The sequence below is a fragment of the Rhizorhabdus histidinilytica genome (assembly GCF_900167915.1).
Classification (GTDB): Bacteria; Pseudomonadota; Alphaproteobacteria; order Sphingomonadales; family Sphingomonadaceae; genus Rhizorhabdus; species Rhizorhabdus histidinilytica.
Genome location: NZ_FUYM01000005.1, coordinates 99,468 through 116,327, shown reverse-complemented (window position 1 = coordinate 116,327; position 16,860 = coordinate 99,468). Strand labels below are relative to the sequence as shown.

The following is a 16,860-nucleotide window of genomic DNA, read 5'->3' as shown; positions in this document are numbered from 1 at the left end:
TGAGCGTAAGGCGCGCCGGTCAGGGAGCGCGCAGCAGGCAGAAACCGATTCGATAGGTGACGCGGCGCGGCCCCGCGTCGAAGCGTGCCATCGCACGGCGCAGCGCGGCGGGCGGCAGCGGGCGATAGCCGGGCGCGGCGGTGCCCGCGCCGATCGTCTTGAGGCCGTGCAGGAAGGTCCGGGCGTCGGCCTGCCGTTCGGACAAGTCGGCGATCGCGACCTCGGCCGTCAGTCCCGCCGGGGCCATCGCCGCGAGCGCGGCGGCGCCCGGATAGGCAGGGATGCCCGACGGCAGACGCTCGGCCGCCAGTGCCTCCGCCCATTCGACAAGGCTTCCCTCGGCCATGGTCGAGAAGGCGATCGCGCCGCCGGGCGTCAGCAGCGCGGCGAGCCGCGCGATCGCGCCTGGCAGGTCGGCGAACCATTGGAAGGCCATGCCCGAAGCGATCAGGTCGAACCGACCGATCGCCGGGTCGACCGCTTCGCCGTCGATCACTCGATAGTCGGCGTCGAGACCCAGCGCGACGCGGGCGCGATCGACCATCGCCGGGGCGACGTCGCTGATCGTCCAGCGCGCCGGGCCGATCGCGCGATCGATCGCGCGGGTCAGGAAACCGGTGCCGCAGCCCAGTTCGAGGATGCGCGGATTTCGAGGGAGGGACAGCGCCGCGATCCGCCCGGCCAGCCGGTCGGCGGCCTCCCGCTGGACCAGCGCTGCCGACTCATAGCTGTCGGCCCCGCCGAAGGCGGCGGCGATTCGCGCTCTGCGCCGGGGTGCGGAGTCGGCCATCGCGCGGGGCCTAGGGCTTGCGTGCGGACAAGGGAAGCCTGGAAAAGCGACGGAAGGAAGGCAGTGCTCGCGATCTCTATTGATAGTCAGTTGCAATAGCGCTATCTGATGATTCGAAGAGGTGCCGCATGGTTGTGTGTGTCTGCAACGCGATCAAGGAAAACCAGGTGCGCGACGCCGTCCGCAAGGGGGCGAGCTGTCCACGCAGCGCCTATGAGACACTCGGGCGCCGCCCGCGCTGCGGCCAGTGCCTCCCCTTCGCCCGCTCGATCATCGACGAGGAAAGCGTCGGCGCCTGATCGGGGAAGCGACGATGTTCGAAAAGGCCGCCTCCGGGCGGCCTTTTTCGTTCCTGCGAATGAAGAGCCATAGCCGGATTGCGAATGACTATTGCTCTCAAGTAATTCTTTTATTTGGATTTTTCTGGAACAATATTCATCCGCCCTCTTTTCATTGCCGTCAAGCTAACCTAGTAGCGGCGATGATATTTTACGGAGGCCGACATGAAGGGTGATCCTAAGGTCATCGACATCCTCAACGAGACGCTCAAGAACGAGCTGACCGCGATCAACCAGTACTTCCTGCATTACCGCATGCTCAACCATTGGGGCATCGCGAAGCTGGCGAAGTTCGAATATGAGGAATCGATCGACGAGATGAAGCATGCCGACCGGCTTGCCGAACGCATCCTGTTCCTCGACGGCCTGCCCAATTTCCAGATGCTCGGCCGGCTGCGGATCGGCGAGACGGTCGAGGAGATCCTCAAGGCCGACCTCGCGCTGGAGAACGACGCGATTCCGCAGCTTCGCGACGGCATCGCCTATTGCGAGCAGGTCCGCGACTATGTGACCCGCGACCTGCTCCAGTCGATTCTTGAATCCGAGGAGGAGCATGTCGATACGCTGGAGACCCAGTTCGAGATGATCGAGCGGATGGGCATCCAGAATTACATCCAGCTCCAGTCAAAGGCCGCCGAGGACTGAGCGGAACGATTGGGGCGCGACGCGCGATGTCCCCGCGATGGATGCAAAAGCGGATGACCGGCCAATGGCTCCGTGTTATTCTGTTACGACACGTCTATTTTGGGAATCACGCCTGATGAAGTCGCTTGCTTATCTTGCCCTGATCGCCACGGCCGGTCTGTCGGTCGCGAGCCACGCCGAAGAGCCGAACCAGAAGGCCGACAAGAGCAATCCCGACAGGATGATCTGCCGTTCCGAGCCGGTGATCGGCAGCCGCCTCGCCAAGACCAAGCGCTGCATGACCAAGGCCCAGTGGGACGAGGATCGCCGTCTCACCCGGATGCAGCTCGAGCAGAATCAGGGCGGCCGCTACAAGAACAACTGATCCGCGTGAAAAGGGCCGGGGCGTCGATGATGTCCCGGTCCTTTTCCGTTCGGCGTCGGCGAACGGCGACGTTCAGACCTTATAGCCCATCTTCTCGGCCCACGGGGCGAGGGTAGGCAGGATGTCGGCCATCTGCGACCGATAGCGTTCCCAGCGGCCGATCGCACGGTTGTAGATCGGTTCGGTGACCTGCGCATAGCTGGCGGTGCGGATATGCTCGCGGCGGGCCGCGCTGCTGCGGTTGTCGAGGACGGCGTCGTCCCAGGCGATGCCCAGGAAGTCGAGCAGCCGGCGCATCTCGCCCTCCAGATCCCCGATCATCGTCTCGTAGCGAATTCGGCAGACGTCGATCGGCAGCAGCGCTTCGGCCCGCGTCCAGGCGGTCGCGGCGGCGTCGTAGAGCTTTGCCGCGCCTTCGAGCGAGGTGAAGCTCAGCATAGCGGGATTGAGTTCGAAGCTCGACATGAAGCCGCTGAGCACACAGTCGCACGGATGCCGCTCGACGAAGATCACCTTGGCGTCGGGGAACAGCCGGTGGATCACCGCCATCCGCGCCATGTGCAGCGGGAATTTGTCCACGACCCGCTGCCCTGGCGCGGGCGGCGCTAGGCCGTCGAGCGTCTCGAAATAGGTCCGGCGCAGGGCATTGGCCTCGGCGCTGGTCAGCTCGTCGAGCCGGTCGGGATCGCCGAGCGCGCGCTGCACCGCGCGGACGACGGGCAGCTCCTCCAGCACATGGAGCGAGGGGATGTTCATCAGCAGCGTGTCGAGCAGCGTGGTCCCCGAGCGCGGGAAGCCGACCAGGAAGATCGGCGCGGGCGGCGCGGGATCGATTTCGACCTTGCTCCACGCCGCGACGCGGGCCGGCGTCAACCGTTCGCCGTTACCGATGATCTCGTCGATGAAGGCGGGGCCGAGCGCTTCGGGATGAGCCTGGGCGCGGGCCGCCGCATTCATCGCGGCAAAGGCCTCGAAGGCGAGATCGGCGTCGCCCGTCCGGTCGGCCAGTTCGCCGACGAGCTGGTGGCGCCGGACCGGGTTGATCGTCTCCGGGATGCGCCGGGCGATCACCAGCGCGTCGGCATGCGCTCCCCGGCGGCGCAGCGCCGCGGCCTCGATGAAACCGATCCCCTCGGCATCGCCGATGCCCTTCGCTCGCGCCTCGTCCGCCAGTGCCGCCAATGCGTCGACCTTGTTGAGGCTGTCGAGCTGCACGGCGAGGTCGAGCCACGCCGGGGTGAAGCCGGGGGACAGGTCGATCGCCGCACGATAGGCCCGCTCGGCTGCGTCGAAATGGCCGAGCACGGCTTCGGCGAGGCCTAGCTCGGCACGGATCTCGGCATTGTCGGGGATCGCGGCAGCGGCGGTGCGGAGCAGCTCGGCGGCGTCCTCGGGCCGCAGCAGCCCGCCGAGCAGCTTGGCGAGGTTGAGGTAGGGCAATGCGACGTCGGGCCGGAGCGCGATCGCCCGGCGCAACGGTGCCTCGGCCCGCTCGCCATGGCCGGTCGCGGCGTAGAGATTGCCGAGGTTGTTCCAGCTCTCGAAATCGTCGGGAAGCGCCGCGACCACCGCCTCATAGTCGGCCACCGCGCGATCGAGATGGCCGCGCTGATGCTCGATATAGGCCGACAGGCGCAGCATCTTCGGATCGCGCTCGCCGCCCGCGCAGGCCTCGGCCGCCTCGTCGAGCGATCCGGTCTCGATCAGGGCGCGGACGAGGTTGTTGCGGGTCGACTGGTCGCCCGGCGCGAGCTTCAGCGCCTCGCGCAGCCGGGTGATGCCGCCGGCCAGGTCGCCGGTGCGGCAGGCGAGCATCCCCGCCAGCGCCAGCAGCGGCTGATCGGTGGGCAGCGAGCGCAAGATCTGCTCGGCCGCGGTGCGGGCGCCGGGCAGGTCGCCGATCTTGATGCGGGCGAAAATCGGCGAAAGATGCGGGGGCGGCAGGGTCATTGGCTCTCTCAGCAGAGGGGAAGGGCGATGTCGAATGCGACGGTCAGGCGTTCGCCGTCGCGAAACGGCCGGGTGCCGTGCCACATGGTCGAGGGGAAGAGGACGAGGCGGCCGGGGCGCGGCTCGACCACCCTATAGGGCTCGATCGGAAGACCAAGCTCGGCCTGCGGGCTGCCGAGGGTCAGCCAGCCTTCGGTTCCACCGTCGCGCACCGCGTCGGGCACCGTCAGGTAGAAGGCCGAGCTGATCAGCCCGGCGGGGTGGACGTGGTTGGCGTGATGCCCCTCCCCGGTCAGCCGCACCGACCAGGAGCCCGCGAAGCGCGGGCGCGCCGGGCGGCCATAGGCCCGCAGCGGATGATCCGGATCGGGATCGGGGAGCTGGGCGATATGGGCCGCCACCGCGTCGAGGATCACGGCCCGCAGCGCGCGAATCTCGGGCTCGATCCGGCTGAACAAGGGGCCGTCGGTCTGGGTGCCGCCGCGCACCGACTGGTCGAGATGCTCGCCCTTGGCGCGGTGCAGCCCGCGCAGCACGGCGGCGAGACGGTCGAGATCGGGAAGGCGGTCGGCGAGGTCGATCACCCGGACGAAGGCGGGGTCGTCCTCCAGCCAGGCGGCGCGTGGATCGCCTGTCAGCCGCCAGGCGATCGCGGCATAGGGCCACAGGCCGCGCCGGTCGCCCTGCGGGCTCGCCCAGCGCTCGATGATCGGCAACGCCGCGTCGATCCGCTGGGTGCGCAGCAGATGGCGGACGTGGCGGACCGCGACCGACAGGTCGTCGGCGCGAGTCAGCAGCGCGAACAGCCGGTCGGCCTCGGCGACGGCGCCGGTCTCAGACAGCGCGATCGCCTCGTTCGCTGTGAAGGTGAGCTGTTCGCCGAGCGTCGCGCGGCCGCGCCGGACCGCGTCCAGCACCGCGTCGTAGCGCCCGGCGTTGACCAGCGCGGCGAGCAGGATGCGCCACAGGGTGAGGTCGCCCGGATGGGCGGCGACGGTGCGCTCGACCAGCTCGGTCGCACGATCGCGATCGCCCATCATCCAGCGGAGCTGGATCAGCCGGTCATGGCCGGGATACCAGCCGGGATGCTGCGCGATCAGCGCCTCGATCTCGGCCATCGCGCGGGCCGCGTCGCCGGCGGCGACCCGGGCGGCGGCGCGGCCCAGCAGCAGATCGCCATTGGCGGGCGCCAGCGCGATCGCCGCGTCGAACAGGTCGACCGCGTCGATCCCCGCCTCGAGCGCGACCTGGGCGCGGCCCTGGGCGATGCTGGCGTCGGAGGGCGCCGCCTTCGCGGCCGCGTTGAACGCTGGAAGCGCCTTGTCATGCTCGCCGAGCGCGCGGTGGAGCAGCCCGGTCCATTGCCACAGCCGGCCATTGTCGCGGTGCCGCTCGGCGGCGGCGATGACGAGCGGGAGCGCCGTCTCCTCCGCCCCGGCGTCGAGCGCGATCGAGGCAAGTTGCTCGGCCGCCGCCGTGTCGGACGGGCGCAGCTTCAGCCGCGCCACCAGATCGTCGATCATCGTCACAGCCCCTGCGCCACCACGCCGCTCTCGGCCTCGAGCAGGGCCGTCACCGCCGCCTGCTCGGCCGCGCTCAATCCGGGATGCCAGACGTCGATGATCAGGATCACGCGCAACGCATCGCTCGGGTTCGTCGCCTCATGCTCGATCGTGTCGTCGAACACCCATGCCTCGCCGCGCTTCCACGGCCGCGTTTCCGCACCGACGCGGAAACGGCAACCGTCGGGGACGATCAGCGGCAGATGGCAGACCAGCCTGGTGTTGGCGACGCCGTGGTGCGGCGGGATGCTGGTTCCCGGCGCCAGCAGCGAGAACATCGCATTGGGCGAGCAGCCGCCGATCCGTGGTTGGGGGAAGCCGGCGATCAGCGCCATCGTCCGCGGGCAATGGCGCGCGTTCGCCTCGATCCGGCGGCCATATTGCCAGAGGTGGATGGCGGTCCAGTCGCGGTTGTGGTTGAGCGCCTTCCACTGCGCGAGCGGGGCGCCGTCGGGATATTGGATATAGGGGACCAGTTCGGCCCGCTCGGCGGCGGCAACCGCCTCGAACTCCGCCTGGACGACGTCGGTCGCGGCTTCCAGCTCGGCGAGCCAGGGGAACAGGCTGCGGTCGTGGAACTCGCGTTCGACGAGACCGGGGAAATGGAAATGGGTCGGCTCGGCGTGCCAGACGCGGGTGCGGCGCAGCGCATTGCTGCGGAAGCGGGCGATACGCGCCGCTTCCTCGCCGTCGGCCTGCGCTTCGGCGGCGGCCATGGCGGCGACGAGCCGGGCATCCCGCGCCGCGATCCAGCGATCGCGGACTTCCTCGCCACGCTGTACGGCGGCGGCGAGCTGGGGGTTGGCGATCGACGCGGGCTTCTGCGCCAGCGCCTGGCCATAGGCCTCGCCGGCATCGTCCTGGCCGAGCTGTTCCTTGAGGCCGGCGCGGAGCATCAGCGCCATGAAGTCGAGCGGCGAGACGGCGAGCGCCGCGCCGACCGCGTCGAGCGCTGCGGCAGGGTTGCGCGCCGCGCGGTGGAGCGCCGCCCGCTTGAGGTGCAGGTCGAAGCTGCCCGGCTCGATCGCGGCGGCCCGGTCGAGCAGCGCCAGCGCCTCGCCCAGCGCGCCCCGCGCAGCGGCGGCGTCGGCGGACCGCTGCAGTTCGGCGGACGGGGAGGAGGAAGCCATGGCGAATACCTTAGGTCGCCGACCGCCAAAAGAAAGAGGCGGCGGGGTCGCCCCCACCGCCTCCTCTGGCGTCAGCCCAACGATCAGAAGTTGAGCGTGATGCCGGCGTAGATGTAGCGACCCATCGAGTCGTACACGTTCGGGAAGGTGTTGCCCGAACAGAACACCGCGGTGCAGGCGTTGATGACCGACGACGTGCCGTTCGCGCCGATGATCGGCGGATCGTTGTCGAGCAGGTTCTGGACGCCCAGACGGAAGGTGTAGGAGTCGTTCAGGTTGAAGGTCGCGGCGAGATCGAAATAGCTCTCGGCCTTGATCTTCCGGTTGAACGGCGAGAAGGCCCCGTTCAGCGTGGTGTTCGAGCTGGACCGGTCGAGCTTGACGTCGCCGAAGTAACGCCATGCGAGCGACAGGCCGAAGCCGTTCTCCATGTTGTAGGTCACGCGGGCCTTGTGGCGCCACTTGGGAGCCGGCGTGCCGCAGACCAGGCCGTAGTAGCCGGCGCAGTCATAAGCCGCGACGCCCGGGATGCCGGTGTCGGTCTTGAACTTGTCAAGATAGGTACCCTGCAGGTTGAACGACAGCGAGTTCGCGCCCAGGCGGGTCGAGTAGTTGACGCCGACGTCGACACCGCGCGTCTTGACGCTGCCGATGTTCCGGTTGAGGTCCTCGATATAGCCGTTGGCCGAACGCCACAGCGAGCCGGTGGCGTCGCGATGGATCAGCGAGCAGAAGGTCGGATCGCCAGTGTTGATGCACTGCTGGATCGTCACGTCCTGGCCATAGGTGCTGATGTTGTTCGTCACCTTGATGTCGTAGCCGTCGATCGTGGCGCTGAAGCCTCGGAAGAAGCTCGGCTGGAAGACCAGGCCGATCGTCTTCGTGGTCGACTTCTCCGGCTTCAGGTTCGGGTTGCCGCCGATCAGACCGTTGAACTGGCCGGCCGGGTTGCCCGCGACCGGATAGTTGGCCGGGTTGAGACCGGTAAGGGCGCACTGGGCGGCCGTGGCCGAACCGTCGGCGCAGGGATCGCTGTTGCCGTTGAGGGCGACGCGAACCGGTGCGAACAGGTCCTGGACGTTCGGCGCGCGGACCGCACGGTTATAGCTGGCGCGGAACTTCAGGTCCGAAACCGGCTGGAAGCTCAGCGCGAGCTTGTAGGTGTCGGTGTTCACGCCGGTGTTGTAGTGCGAATAGCGGTAGCCGCCTTCGACCGACAGTTCCTTGATGAAGCCGTCCTGGACGATCGGCAGCTGGAACTCGCCGAACACTTCCTTGACGTCGAACGAGCCCTTGACCGGGAGCGTCGCCGCGCCCTGGCCGGTGAGATCGCCGGTCTGGAACGCCACGTCGGTCTTCAGCTCGAGCGATTCCTTGCGGTACTCGACGCCGACGTTGATGCCGAGGCCCTGCTCCGCCCACGGGGTCTTGATGCCATATTCGCCGAGCGTGCCGGTGAGGTTGGCGTTGAACACCCGCTCCTGCGTGTTGCCGCGCTGGAAGCCCGGGGTCTGGACATAGCCCAGCGCGTCCTGGGTCACGCCGCCGAGCGAGAACATGTCGTACGGACGGCAGTTGGTGTCGACGCCCGAGACGAACACGCGGCAGGCCGGCAGGCCGGTGCGCGGATCGATGATGACGTCGATGGCGTTGTTCAGGCGCGATGCCGAGAACTCGTTCAGATAGGTCTCGGAGAAGTTGGTGCGGCCGAACACATAGGAGGTGTCGTACGACCAGGCCGGGCTGATCTCGCCGCGCATGCCGCCGACGATGCGGAAGCTGGTGTGCTGCAGGTCGTCCTGGCGCGGACCGCCCTCGACGTTGCGGCGCAGCGCCTGGAGGAAGCCGCGGTTGTACGGCGTGCCGGTGACCGGATCATAGAAGGTCAGCGGCGGCGCGCCTTCGTCGACCAGCGGGAAGCCGGTCTCGGTCAGGCGGGTCACCAGGTTCTCGGGAGCGCAGGCGATCGCGAGCTGCTGCGACGAAAGCAGCGGGTTGTCGCAGTTGACGCTCAGCGTGTTGCCGAAGTTGCCCGATTCCGCGATCTGGGCGACCGTGCGGTCGTCCATGAACATCGCTTCCATGTACGGATGGAAGGCCGGGCTGATCTCGTAGTCGGCGAAGACGCCGGCGGTGTAGCGCTCGTCCGGACGCTGGAAATAGTTCAGCGGCGCGAAGTTGTACGGCGTGAAGCCCGGCTGGAAGGTGCGGTTCGCACCGATCTGGTAGGTGTTCGACGCCCAGTCGAAGAAAGTGCCGTTCGGCGAGGTGGCCGAGCCGCCGCAGTTGATCGCGCCCGCCGCAGTCACCTGCGAGGCGCACGACGAATAGTCATACTTGTTCTGGGTGACCGCCTTCAGCTTGCGGTAGCCGGCATAGGCCATGAAGTGGCCCTGGTCGTCGTCGCCGAACTTGCCGCCGAAGGCGACCGTGACGTCGATGGTGCCGCCGTTGACGGTGTTGCCCGACGGGAAGGGGAAGCCGCGACGCGCATGCGCGTCCTTCAGCGTGTCGTTGCTGTTGTTGTGCTGGTAGAGGCTGTACTGGCCGTCGATCTTGAACCCTTCGAAGTCGGTGTCCATGATGAAGTTGACGACGCCGGCGACCGCGTCCGAACCATAGGTCGACGAGGCGCCACCGGTCAGCACTTCGACGTTCTTGACGAGCGCGGCCGGGATGAAGTTGAGGTCGGCGGCCGACGAGGTCGGGTCGCCCGGCATCAGGCGGCGGCCGTTGATCAGGACGAGCGTGCGCTCCGGCCCGAGGTTGCGCAGGTTGACGGTGGCGGTGCCGGTCGCGCCGTTGGCGAGGTTACCGCCCTGGTCGCCGAACACCTGCGGCAGGCTGTTGAGGAGATCCTCGGTGCGGGTCGTGCCCTGCAGCTTGATCTCCTGGCTGCCGACGACGGTGACGGGCGCGGCGCTGGTCAGGTTCGGCTGCGGAATGCGCGAACCGGTGACGATGATGACCTGGCCCTCTTCCTCGGCGGCGGGGGCTCCCTGCGCGAACGCGGGCGCGCTCGCGAAGGCAGCGATGCTGAGCGCGACAGCGCTGCAGCCCAGCCCGAAGCGGCTGACCTTGTTGAAATTATTGATCACTTTCCAGTCCCTTTTCTGGAGTGAGCGGGGCCGATGTCGCGTCCCACGCTCAACCTTCCTGGAGGGATGAGGGCGCTGGCACACCATCATCCGCCCATGAAGGCATGGTGCAGATGTGCAAGAAATGCGATCAGGCTGTAAAGCGCAGGTTCATCCGCGGGACACGTTGCGGCGGTGTTGTCGTATTTATGCAACAGTCGCGAAATCTCGTTGCTTTGTTACCGCTGACGATGGTTATAATGTTTCAAGATCAGGAGAATAGCGATGGTTGGGGCGCTCAGGCACATGGTCATTCTCGCGGCGGCCCTTGCCGTTACGGCGCCCGCATCGGCGGAAAAGACGCATGAGCGGCCCGAACTGTTCCGCAACCTCCTGAACTGCCGCGCCATCACCGACAATGCGGCCCGGCTCGCCTGCTACGACCAGTCGGCCAGCGCGCTCGAACAGGCAGAGGCGAAGAAGGACCTGGTGGTCGTCGACCGCAAGGAAATCCGCGAGACGCGGAAGTCGCTGTTCGGCTTCACCCTGCCCAAGATCGGCCTGTTCGGCGGCGGCGACAAGGAGGAGGGCGACGACAAGGACGCGATCACCGAACTGCAGAGCAGCGTACAGGCGGCCCGCATGATCGGCGGCGGCAACTGGTCGCTGAGCCTGGTCGACGGCGGCACCTGGGAAACGATGAGCGCGCTCAACGACGCGCCGCGTTCCGGCGACAAGGTGCGCATCAAGAAGGCGAGCCTGGGCAGCTATCTGGGCCAGGTCGGGATCAACCGCGGCGTGCGTTTCCGCCGGGTGGAATAAAGGTTAGGTTTTTGTTTGGCCTCAGGCGCCGGCGGTCGCATCCGCGACCTTGGCTATCCTCGCATAAGCTCGGGCGCGCGTTCGCGCTTGCGGAGCCTCGGCAGGCTCCGACGATCAGCTCTGCGTCGGGACGCGCCAGCGTCCCGCAAGGATCGAAGCCGGTCCGCGGACTGCCGGGGGCAGTCCGTAGGCGGAGATCGGCTCGCAAAGCGAGCCGTGGCGGCCGCCCGAGCTTATGCGAGGAAAGCCAAGCCGGGCGGAGGCCCGGCGCCCGGCGCCTGAGGGCCGCCCGCGAAAGCGGGCCAAACAAACTACCGTTCCATTGGCCCCGCCAATGGCGCCGGATCGATCCGTGCATCGCGCCATTTGATCGCCCAGTGCATGTGCGGGCCAGTGGCGCGGCCGGTCATGCCGATCGCGCCCAGCACCTCGCCCTGTCTGACCGCCTGGCCGACCTTCACGTCGATCCGCGAGAGGTGGAGGAAAGCCGAGTTGAGGCCCATGCCATGGTCGATCATCAGCAGATTGCCCTCCAGCGTGAAAGGCGCGGCGGCGGCGAGGATGACGACGCCGTCGGCCGGGGCGACGATCGGCGTTCCGGTCGGCCGGGCGACGTCGACCCCCGAATGATAGGCCCCGGGCTCGCCGGCATAGATGCGCTGGGACCCGAACACCCCGCTGATCCGTCCCGTGACCGGCCAGATGAAGCGCTGGCGCCAGCCGCTGCTGCCGGTGTCGAGCGCGCGGGCGGCGGCGATCTGGTCGAGCTCGACCTTGCGGCGGGCGAGGAATTCCGGGGTCGGCGTGGTGCCGCGCGGCAGGGTCGGCAGCGATTCGAGCTTCCAGCCATGCGGTGCGACCGCCAGCGAGCGGCGCAGGATCGTGCCGTCGGCCAGTTGCGCCTCGATCCGGGCGACCGGCGGAGCGTCCCGGTCGAAGGCGACGATGAAGCGGCCGTCGGCGGCAAGGCCGATCGGCGCGCCGTCGAACAGCAGCGCGGCGGTTCCGGCCGGGGCGATGCCCATGGCGAGGCCTCCCTGCTCGATCGCGCCCGACAGGTGGAAATCGGCACCGTCGACGATGCGCGGCGCCGGAACGGGGGGCGGGACGGGCGCCGCGGGCGGGATCAGCGCAGGGGTGCAACCCGCGAGCGGCAGCGCCAGCAACGCGGCGCGCCAGCGGCCCCGGCGGCCGCCCCCGGCCGATCTCAACCCTGCTGCTCCGCCTTCGTCGCCTCGACCGCGCTGAGATAGGCTTCCTGCCGCGCGACGCTCCAGTAGCGCAGCTCGTCGAGCGGGATCGCCGCCCCGGATACCGCGCAGACGACGTGATCGCCCGACACCAGCACGCGGAAGCCGTTGGCAAGATAGTTGAGTCGGGCCCGGCGGCCCGCATTCATCAGCATGACGATCTCCTCCGCCCGCGAATATGGGCCTTCGGGCGGCCGACTAAAAGAGATTTTGCTGGCGCGGGGCGTCCTCGCCGTCGCTCCGGGGCTTTGCGGCCGGCGCCTTTCCGCCATTCTCGACCCGCGCATCGAGCGCACCGTCGGCGAAATGCAGCGTCAGCAGCCCCGCCGCGCGCGCCGTCGCGGCATCGGTCAGCACCCCGCCACCGCGCTTCTCGACGCGGACATAGCCGCGCTGCAGCGGCTTGTCGGGATGGAGCTGCTCGGCGATCCGCCACAACCGTTCGAGCGCGACCTGGCCGTCGGCGATCCGCGCCCGGATCGGCCGGTCGGTCAGCCGGATCGCCTCGAGCCGGTCGCGCGCCCGGTCGAGCTTGCGGTCGAGCAGCGAGGGCCGCAGCGCGCCCGCCGCATGGGCGAGGTCGCCGCGCGCTTCGGCGATCCGCTGGCCGAGCGCGCGGGGCAGCCGGTCGGCGACGTCGTCGAGCCGCTGCTGCTGCCCGGCGAACAGGCTGTCGAGCGCGGGGAAGCGCTCGGCCACGGCCTCGAACCGCTCGCCCGCCCGCTCGCGATAGCGGCGCGCCAGCCGCTCGGCGCGGGCGCCCAGCTCGCGGACATGATGGGCGAGGTCGGCGCGCACCGGCACCGCCATCTCGGCCGCCGCGGTCGGGGTCGGCGCGCGCCGGTCGGCGGCGAAGTCGGCCAGCGTGGTGTCGGTCTCGTGCCCCACGGCGGAGATCACCGGGATCGGCGATTCGGCGATCGCGCGGACCACCTCCTCCTCGTTGAACGCCCAGAGGTCCTCGATCGACCCGCCGCCGCGTCCGACGATCAGCAGGTCGGGGCGGGGAACCGGCCCGTCGGGCGCCATCGCGCCGAAGCCGCGCACGGCGCGCGCGACCTGCTGGGCGGCGCCCTCGCCCTGCACCGCGACCGGCCACAGCACGACATGGGTCGGGCAGCGATCCTCGAGCCGATGGAGGATATCGCGGATCACCGCGCCGGTCGGCGAGGTGACGACGCCGATGATGCGCGGCATGAACGGCAGCGGCCGCTTGCGCTCCTCGTCGAACAGCCCCTCGGCGGCGAACATGCGGCGGCGCTGGTCGAGCAGCGCCATCAGCGCGCCCTGGCCGGCCAGCTCCATCCGCTCGATCACGATCTGATATTTGGAGCGGCCGGGATAGGTGGTGAGCTTGCCGGTCGCGATCACCTCGATCCCGTCCTCGGGCCGGAAGCGCATCGCCGCCGCCTGCCCCTTCCAGATCACCCCGTCGATGCAGGCGCGGTCGTCCTTGAGGGTCAGGTAGCAATGGCCCGAGCTGTGCCGCTTGAATCCCGAAATCTCGCCGCGCACGCGGACATGGCCGAACGCCTCCTCGACCTGGCGCTTCAGCGCGCCCGACAATTCCGACACGGAGAGCGCGGGCGCGTTGTCGCCCGGCTGCTCCTCGGCTAACAGGCGGGGCCTGTCACCGTGAGGCCCATCGGGGAGAAACTCGTCCATGATCATCCTGCTGCTCGGTTCGGGGGGGCGTGAACATGCGCTGGCCTGGAAGCTGTCGCAATCTGAACGGCTTACCAAGCTCTTCGCCGCGCCCGGCAATCCCGGCATAGCGCAGCACGCCGAATGCGTCGATCTCGATCCGACCCATGTCGAGTCGGTCGTCGCCTTCGCACGCGAGGAGAATGTCGGGCTGGTCGTGATCGGGCCCGAGGCGCCGCTGGTCGCCGGCCTCGCCGATCGGCTGCGCGAAAACGGCATCCTCACCTTCGGGCCCAACCGGGCGGCGGCCCAGCTCGAAGGATCGAAGGGGTTCACCAAGGACCTCTGCCAGCGCGAGAACATCCCGACCGCCGCCTATGGCCGCTTCCGCGACGCCGGCTCGGCCAAGGCGGCGCTCGACAGCTTCGGCGTGCCGGTGGTGATCAAGGCCGACGGCCTTGCCGCGGGCAAGGGCGTGGTGATCGCCGAGAGTCGGGCCCAGGCCGAGAATGCGATCGACGACATGTTCGGCGGCACCTTCGGCAGCGCCGGCGCCGAAGTGGTGATCGAGGAGTTCCTGACCGGCGAGGAGGCGAGCTTCTTCGCGCTGACCGACGGCACGACCGTGGTCCCGTTCGGATCGGCGCAGGACCACAAGCGGGTCGGCGACGGCGACACCGGGCCGAACACCGGCGGCATGGGCGCCTACAGCCCCGCGCCGGTGCTGACCCCCGAACTCGAGGCGCGGACGATGCGGGAGATCGTCGAGCCGACCGTGCGGGCGATGGCGGCGGCGGGCATCCCCTATTCGGGCGTGCTCTACGCGGGGCTGATGCTGACCGCCGAAGGGCCCAAGCTGATCGAGTACAACGCCCGCTTCGGCGATCCCGAATGCCAGGTGCTGATGCTGCGGCTGGAGGACGATCTCGTCACGCTGATGCTTGCGGTTGCGGAGGGGCGGCTTGCCGAACTGGCACGGCCGAGCCTGTCGCCCAACACGGCGCTGACGGTAGTGATGGCAGCGAAGGGCTATCCGGGCACGCCCGCCAAGGGCGGCGCGATCCGTAACATCGTCGAGGCCGAGGCGAAGGGCGCCAAGGTCTTTCATGCGGGCACCGCGGAGGGGCCGGGGGGCCTCGTCGCCAATGGCGGCCGGGTGCTCAACGTCACCGCGATCGGCCGGGATATCGGCGAAGCGCGCGACAGCGCCTATGCCGCGGTCGACGCGCTCGATTTCGCGAGCGGTTTCTGCCGCCGTGACATAGGGTGGCGTGAATTGGCACGGCAGCGGAACGTATCCGCCGCTGCCGCATTGGACTAGACAAGGTCTAGATAAGGTAGAGCAAAGACAAAGGACGGGGCATGTCGAACACCACCCTCATCGTTGCCGCCATCATCGCGATCCTCGCGGTCGTCGGCCTGTTCCTGCTGCTGCGCAAGCCGACCCAGCGGGTCTCGCTGAGCGACGCCGCGCCGCCCGCGCCGGCGGCGAAGCCCGCACCGGCCCCTGCGCCGGCGCCGGCTCCCGCGCCGAAGCCGGCCGCCAAGGAAGGCCATGGCATCACCGACAGCGCCGCCGCCGCCGTCCTCGACGTGTCGGGATCGGTGCTCGGTGTCGATGCCCATCCCGACCTGCCGTCCGACGACCTGACCCGGATCAAGGGGCTCGGCCCGAAGGCACGGACGGTGCTCGCCGGCCTTGGCGTCCACCGCTTCGACCAGCTCGCGGCGCTCGACCCCGCCCAGGCGGCCGAGCTTGACGCGCGGCTGGGTGCCTTCAAGGGCCGCATCTTCCGCGATCGCTGGATCGAGCAGGCCCGCTATCTGGAGCAGGACGACATCGCCGGCTTCGAGAAGGAATTCGGCAAGCTGGGGTAAATACCCCCCCCCAAGGGAGGGGAGCATCCGTTCACCCCATCCCCTTGAGCGCAGCGAATTCGCGCACCGCCGCCGCCGGCCCGCCGGCGTGGTTCCACACCGCACCCGATACCGCCAGGAAGTCGGCGCCCGCCGCGATCAGCGGCGCGGCGTTGGCGGGGGTGATGCCGCCGATCGCGACCGATGGCAGTTCGAACAGGGTCGACCACCAGCCAAGGATCGACGGCTCCGGCCGATGCTTGGTCGGCTTGGTGCCGGTTTCATAGAAGGCGCCGAACGCGACATAGTCGGCGCCCGCCTCACCGGCCTCCATCGCGAGATGACGGCTGTCGTGGCATGTGACGCCGATCTGCGCCTTGGGGCCCAGCACCTGCCGCGCCTCGCGCGGATCGCCGTCCTCCTGACCGAGATGGACGCCGTCGGCGTCGAGCCGCTTGGCGAGGCCGATCGAATCGTTGACGATGAACGCCACCTCACGCGAGGCGCAGACCGCCTGGAGCGGTCGCGCCAGCTCGGCGATGCGATGCTCGTCGATCCCCTTGAGGCGGAGCTGGAAGGCGGCGACGATCGGCGCTGCGTCGATCGCGGCGGCGAGCGCCTCGGCGAAACCGGCATCGATCGCCGGCGGCGAGATCAGGTAGAGCTTGCACGGCGGCCGCGCCTCATCCCGCTCGAAGCGGTCGGCGAAACCGGGGTCGAGCGAGAGGGCGTCGTCGAAATCGTCGATGTCGTTCGGGGTCATGCTCCTTCCCTAAAGCTTGATCGCTTGGGGTGGAAGCGGGATCACCGCCGCACGGCATAGCCTCGATCGCCGAGATAGCCGGCCAGCACCACCGCATGATTGGCCCGCTCGTCGCGCGCGGCGTAGAGCAGGGTGACGTCGCCATGGTCGATCAGGCCGCAAAGCTCGGCGACCACATCGGGGTTGGCATCGAGTTCCTGGCGATAGCGATCCCGGAACGCGGCGAAGCGCGCCGGCTCATGGCCGAACCAGGTGCGCAGTGCGGGGCTGGGCGCGATCGCCTTCAGCCAGAGGTCGAGCGCCGCCGCCTCGCGCGGGACGCCGCGCGGCCAGAGGCGGTCTACCAGAACCCGCCGCCCGTCGGCCTTGGCGGGCGGCTCGTAGATCCGTTTGATGCCGACGCTGCCGGCCATGCTCCCAGCCCTCCTAGGTCATGTGGAACAAGGTCATCATGCCGCCGAGGACGATCCCGAAGATCATGACCATCACCCCTGCGATGCGCAGGACGTAGGTCAGCGGATCGTCCTCTTCGTGCGCGGCCGAGGATGGCGCGGCCGTGCGGCCGAGCAGGCGCCGGACGGCGGCCTGGCGGAACGCCATGTTGAAGCCGATGACGGCCAGGGCGATCCCGAACAGGTCGATGACGATCACATAGCCCGGCATGGGGT

The 16,860-nt window shown here is 68.8% G+C and carries 17 protein-coding genes; 6 read left to right on the top strand and 11 right to left on the bottom strand.

All coding sequences use genetic code 11. The features are described 5' to 3' along the window. Positions 1-19: 19 nt before the first annotated feature. On the bottom strand, positions 20-790 hold the full coding sequence (locus tag B5X82_RS12450; RefSeq protein ID WP_079648490.1) for a methyltransferase domain-containing protein: 771 nt from the start codon (positions 788-790) through the stop codon (positions 20-22). 128 nt (positions 791-918) lie between these two features. On the opposite strand from B5X82_RS12450, the gene B5X82_RS12445 reads away from it, so the two are divergent. From B5X82_RS12445 to B5X82_RS12435, 3 genes are all read left to right on the top strand, one after another. Continuing rightward, entirely contained in the window at positions 919-1,089 is a 171-nt protein-coding gene (locus tag B5X82_RS12445; RefSeq protein ID WP_079648489.1) for a (2Fe-2S)-binding protein, read from the top strand. A gap of 204 nt (positions 1,090-1,293) precedes the next feature. Continuing rightward, positions 1,294-1,773: a bacterioferritin gene (gene bfr / locus B5X82_RS12440; protein ID WP_079648488.1), complete on the top strand. Its 480-nt coding sequence runs from the start codon at positions 1,294-1,296 to the stop codon at positions 1,771-1,773. Positions 1,774-1,888: 115 nt separating this feature from the next. After that, complete coding sequence (locus tag B5X82_RS12435) at positions 1,889-2,137, top strand: hypothetical protein (protein ID WP_079648487.1); 249 nt, start codon at positions 1,889-1,891, stop codon at positions 2,135-2,137. Between the two features lie 72 nt (positions 2,138-2,209). Here B5X82_RS12435 and B5X82_RS12430 read toward each other — a convergent pair whose 3' ends face one another. The 4 genes from B5X82_RS12430 to B5X82_RS12415 all read right to left on the bottom strand — a co-directional run bounded on the left by B5X82_RS12430 (position 2,210) and on the right by B5X82_RS12415 (position 9,877). Then, entirely contained in the window at positions 2,210-4,087 is a 1,878-nt protein-coding gene (locus B5X82_RS12430) for a tetratricopeptide repeat-containing sulfotransferase family protein (RefSeq protein WP_079648486.1), read from the bottom strand. Between the two features lie 8 nt (positions 4,088-4,095). Next, positions 4,096-5,610: a 2OG-Fe(II) oxygenase family protein gene (locus B5X82_RS12425; RefSeq protein ID WP_079648485.1), complete on the bottom strand. Its 1,515-nt coding sequence runs from the start codon at positions 5,608-5,610 to the stop codon at positions 4,096-4,098. A 2-nt stretch (positions 5,611-5,612) separates the two neighbouring features. Beyond that, positions 5,613-6,779 carry an aspartyl/asparaginyl beta-hydroxylase domain-containing protein gene (locus B5X82_RS12420; RefSeq protein WP_079648484.1) on the bottom strand — a complete coding sequence of 389 codons (1,167 nt, stop codon included), beginning with the start codon at positions 6,777-6,779 and terminating at the stop codon, positions 5,613-5,615. 83 nt (positions 6,780-6,862) lie between these two features. Continuing rightward, positions 6,863-9,877 carry a TonB-dependent receptor domain-containing protein gene (locus B5X82_RS12415; RefSeq protein ID WP_079648483.1) on the bottom strand — a complete coding sequence of 1,005 codons (3,015 nt, stop codon included), beginning with the start codon at positions 9,875-9,877 and terminating at the stop codon, positions 6,863-6,865. A 264-nt stretch (positions 9,878-10,141) separates the two neighbouring features. Between B5X82_RS12415 and B5X82_RS12410 the strand changes: the two genes are divergently transcribed. Beyond that, complete coding sequence (locus B5X82_RS12410) at positions 10,142-10,678, top strand: hypothetical protein (protein ID WP_079648482.1); 537 nt, start codon at positions 10,142-10,144, stop codon at positions 10,676-10,678. 311 nt (positions 10,679-10,989) lie between these two features. Here the strand turns inward: B5X82_RS12410 and B5X82_RS12405 are convergent, their stop codons facing one another. Genes B5X82_RS12405 through xseA form a run of 3 tightly spaced genes read right to left on the bottom strand, consistent with a single transcriptional unit; the run spans position 10,990 to position 13,593 of the window. After that, on the bottom strand, positions 10,990-11,889 hold the full coding sequence (locus B5X82_RS12405; RefSeq protein WP_079648481.1) for a M23 family metallopeptidase: 900 nt from the start codon (positions 11,887-11,889) through the stop codon (positions 10,990-10,992). Continuing rightward, a complete protein-coding gene (locus B5X82_RS12400; protein WP_047166748.1) occupies positions 11,886-12,083 on the bottom strand; it encodes a DUF2093 domain-containing protein in 198 nt (65 codons plus the stop codon). The genes B5X82_RS12405 and B5X82_RS12400 overlap by 4 nt, the downstream gene beginning before the upstream one ends. A 43-nt stretch (positions 12,084-12,126) precedes the next feature. Next, the gene (gene xseA, locus B5X82_RS12395) at positions 12,127-13,593 is read right to left on the bottom strand and encodes an exodeoxyribonuclease VII large subunit (protein ID WP_079648480.1); all 1,467 of its coding nucleotides are present in this window, start codon (positions 13,591-13,593) and stop codon (positions 12,127-12,129) included. Between xseA and purD the strand changes: the two genes are divergently transcribed. Together purD and B5X82_RS12385 are read left to right on the top strand one after the other, a co-directional pair. Next, complete coding sequence (purD, locus tag B5X82_RS12390; RefSeq protein WP_079648479.1) at positions 13,592-14,893, top strand: phosphoribosylamine--glycine ligase; 1,302 nt, start codon at positions 13,592-13,594, stop codon at positions 14,891-14,893. The two genes, xseA and purD, sit on opposite strands and share 2 nt — an antisense overlap. A gap of 41 nt (positions 14,894-14,934) precedes the next feature. After that, positions 14,935-15,450, top strand: a complete 516-nt coding sequence (locus B5X82_RS12385) for a hypothetical protein (protein ID WP_079648478.1) — start codon at positions 14,935-14,937, stop codon at positions 15,448-15,450. Between the two features lie 31 nt (positions 15,451-15,481). Here B5X82_RS12385 and thiE read toward each other — a convergent pair whose 3' ends face one another. The 3 genes from thiE to B5X82_RS12370 are packed head-to-tail and all read right to left on the bottom strand — an operon-like array spanning position 15,482 to position 16,855. Then, positions 15,482-16,192, bottom strand: a complete 711-nt coding sequence (gene thiE, locus B5X82_RS12380; RefSeq protein ID WP_079648477.1) for a thiamine phosphate synthase — start codon at positions 16,190-16,192, stop codon at positions 15,482-15,484. Between the two features lie 41 nt (positions 16,193-16,233). Further along, complete coding sequence (locus B5X82_RS12375) at positions 16,234-16,605, bottom strand: DUF488 domain-containing protein (RefSeq protein ID WP_079648476.1); 372 nt, start codon at positions 16,603-16,605, stop codon at positions 16,234-16,236. Positions 16,606-16,618: 13 nt separating this feature from the next. Beyond that, a complete protein-coding gene (locus tag B5X82_RS12370; RefSeq protein WP_079648475.1) occupies positions 16,619-16,855 on the bottom strand; it encodes a hypothetical protein in 237 nt (78 codons plus the stop codon). Positions 16,856-16,860 lie beyond the last annotated feature (5 nt).

What these genes read in the sequence shown, in the direction of transcription:
- B5X82_RS12450 (WP_079648490.1), bottom strand. Translation starts at nt 790, where the DNA reads ATGGCCGACTCCGCACCCCGGCGCAGAGCGCGAATCGCCGCCGCCTTC.
- B5X82_RS12445 (WP_079648489.1), top strand. Translation starts at nt 919, where the DNA reads ATGGTTGTGTGTGTCTGCAACGCGATCAAGGAAAACCAGGTGCGCGAC.
- bfr (WP_079648488.1), top strand. Translation starts at nt 1,294, where the DNA reads ATGAAGGGTGATCCTAAGGTCATCGACATCCTCAACGAGACGCTCAAG.
- B5X82_RS12435 (WP_079648487.1), top strand. Translation starts at nt 1,889, where the DNA reads ATGAAGTCGCTTGCTTATCTTGCCCTGATCGCCACGGCCGGTCTGTCG.
- B5X82_RS12430 (WP_079648486.1), bottom strand. Translation starts at nt 4,087, where the DNA reads ATGACCCTGCCGCCCCCGCATCTTTCGCCGATTTTCGCCCGCATCAAG.
- B5X82_RS12425 (WP_079648485.1), bottom strand. Translation starts at nt 5,610, where the DNA reads ATGATCGACGATCTGGTGGCGCGGCTGAAGCTGCGCCCGTCCGACACG.
- B5X82_RS12420 (WP_079648484.1), bottom strand. Translation starts at nt 6,779, where the DNA reads ATGGCTTCCTCCTCCCCGTCCGCCGAACTGCAGCGGTCCGCCGACGCC.
- B5X82_RS12410 (WP_079648482.1), top strand. Translation starts at nt 10,142, where the DNA reads ATGGTTGGGGCGCTCAGGCACATGGTCATTCTCGCGGCGGCCCTTGCC.
- B5X82_RS12400 (WP_047166748.1), bottom strand. Translation starts at nt 12,083, where the DNA reads ATGCTGATGAATGCGGGCCGCCGGGCCCGACTCAACTATCTTGCCAAC.
- purD (WP_079648479.1), top strand. Translation starts at nt 13,592, where the DNA reads ATGATCATCCTGCTGCTCGGTTCGGGGGGGCGTGAACATGCGCTGGCC.
- xseA (WP_079648480.1), bottom strand. Translation starts at nt 13,593, where the DNA reads ATGGACGAGTTTCTCCCCGATGGGCCTCACGGTGACAGGCCCCGCCTG.
- B5X82_RS12385 (WP_079648478.1), top strand. Translation starts at nt 14,935, where the DNA reads ATGTCGAACACCACCCTCATCGTTGCCGCCATCATCGCGATCCTCGCG.
- thiE (WP_079648477.1), bottom strand. Translation starts at nt 16,192, where the DNA reads ATGACCCCGAACGACATCGACGATTTCGACGACGCCCTCTCGCTCGAC.
- B5X82_RS12375 (WP_079648476.1), bottom strand. Translation starts at nt 16,605, where the DNA reads ATGGCCGGCAGCGTCGGCATCAAACGGATCTACGAGCCGCCCGCCAAG.
- B5X82_RS12370 (WP_079648475.1), bottom strand. Translation starts at nt 16,855, where the DNA reads ATGCCGGGCTATGTGATCGTCATCGACCTGTTCGGGATCGCCCTGGCC.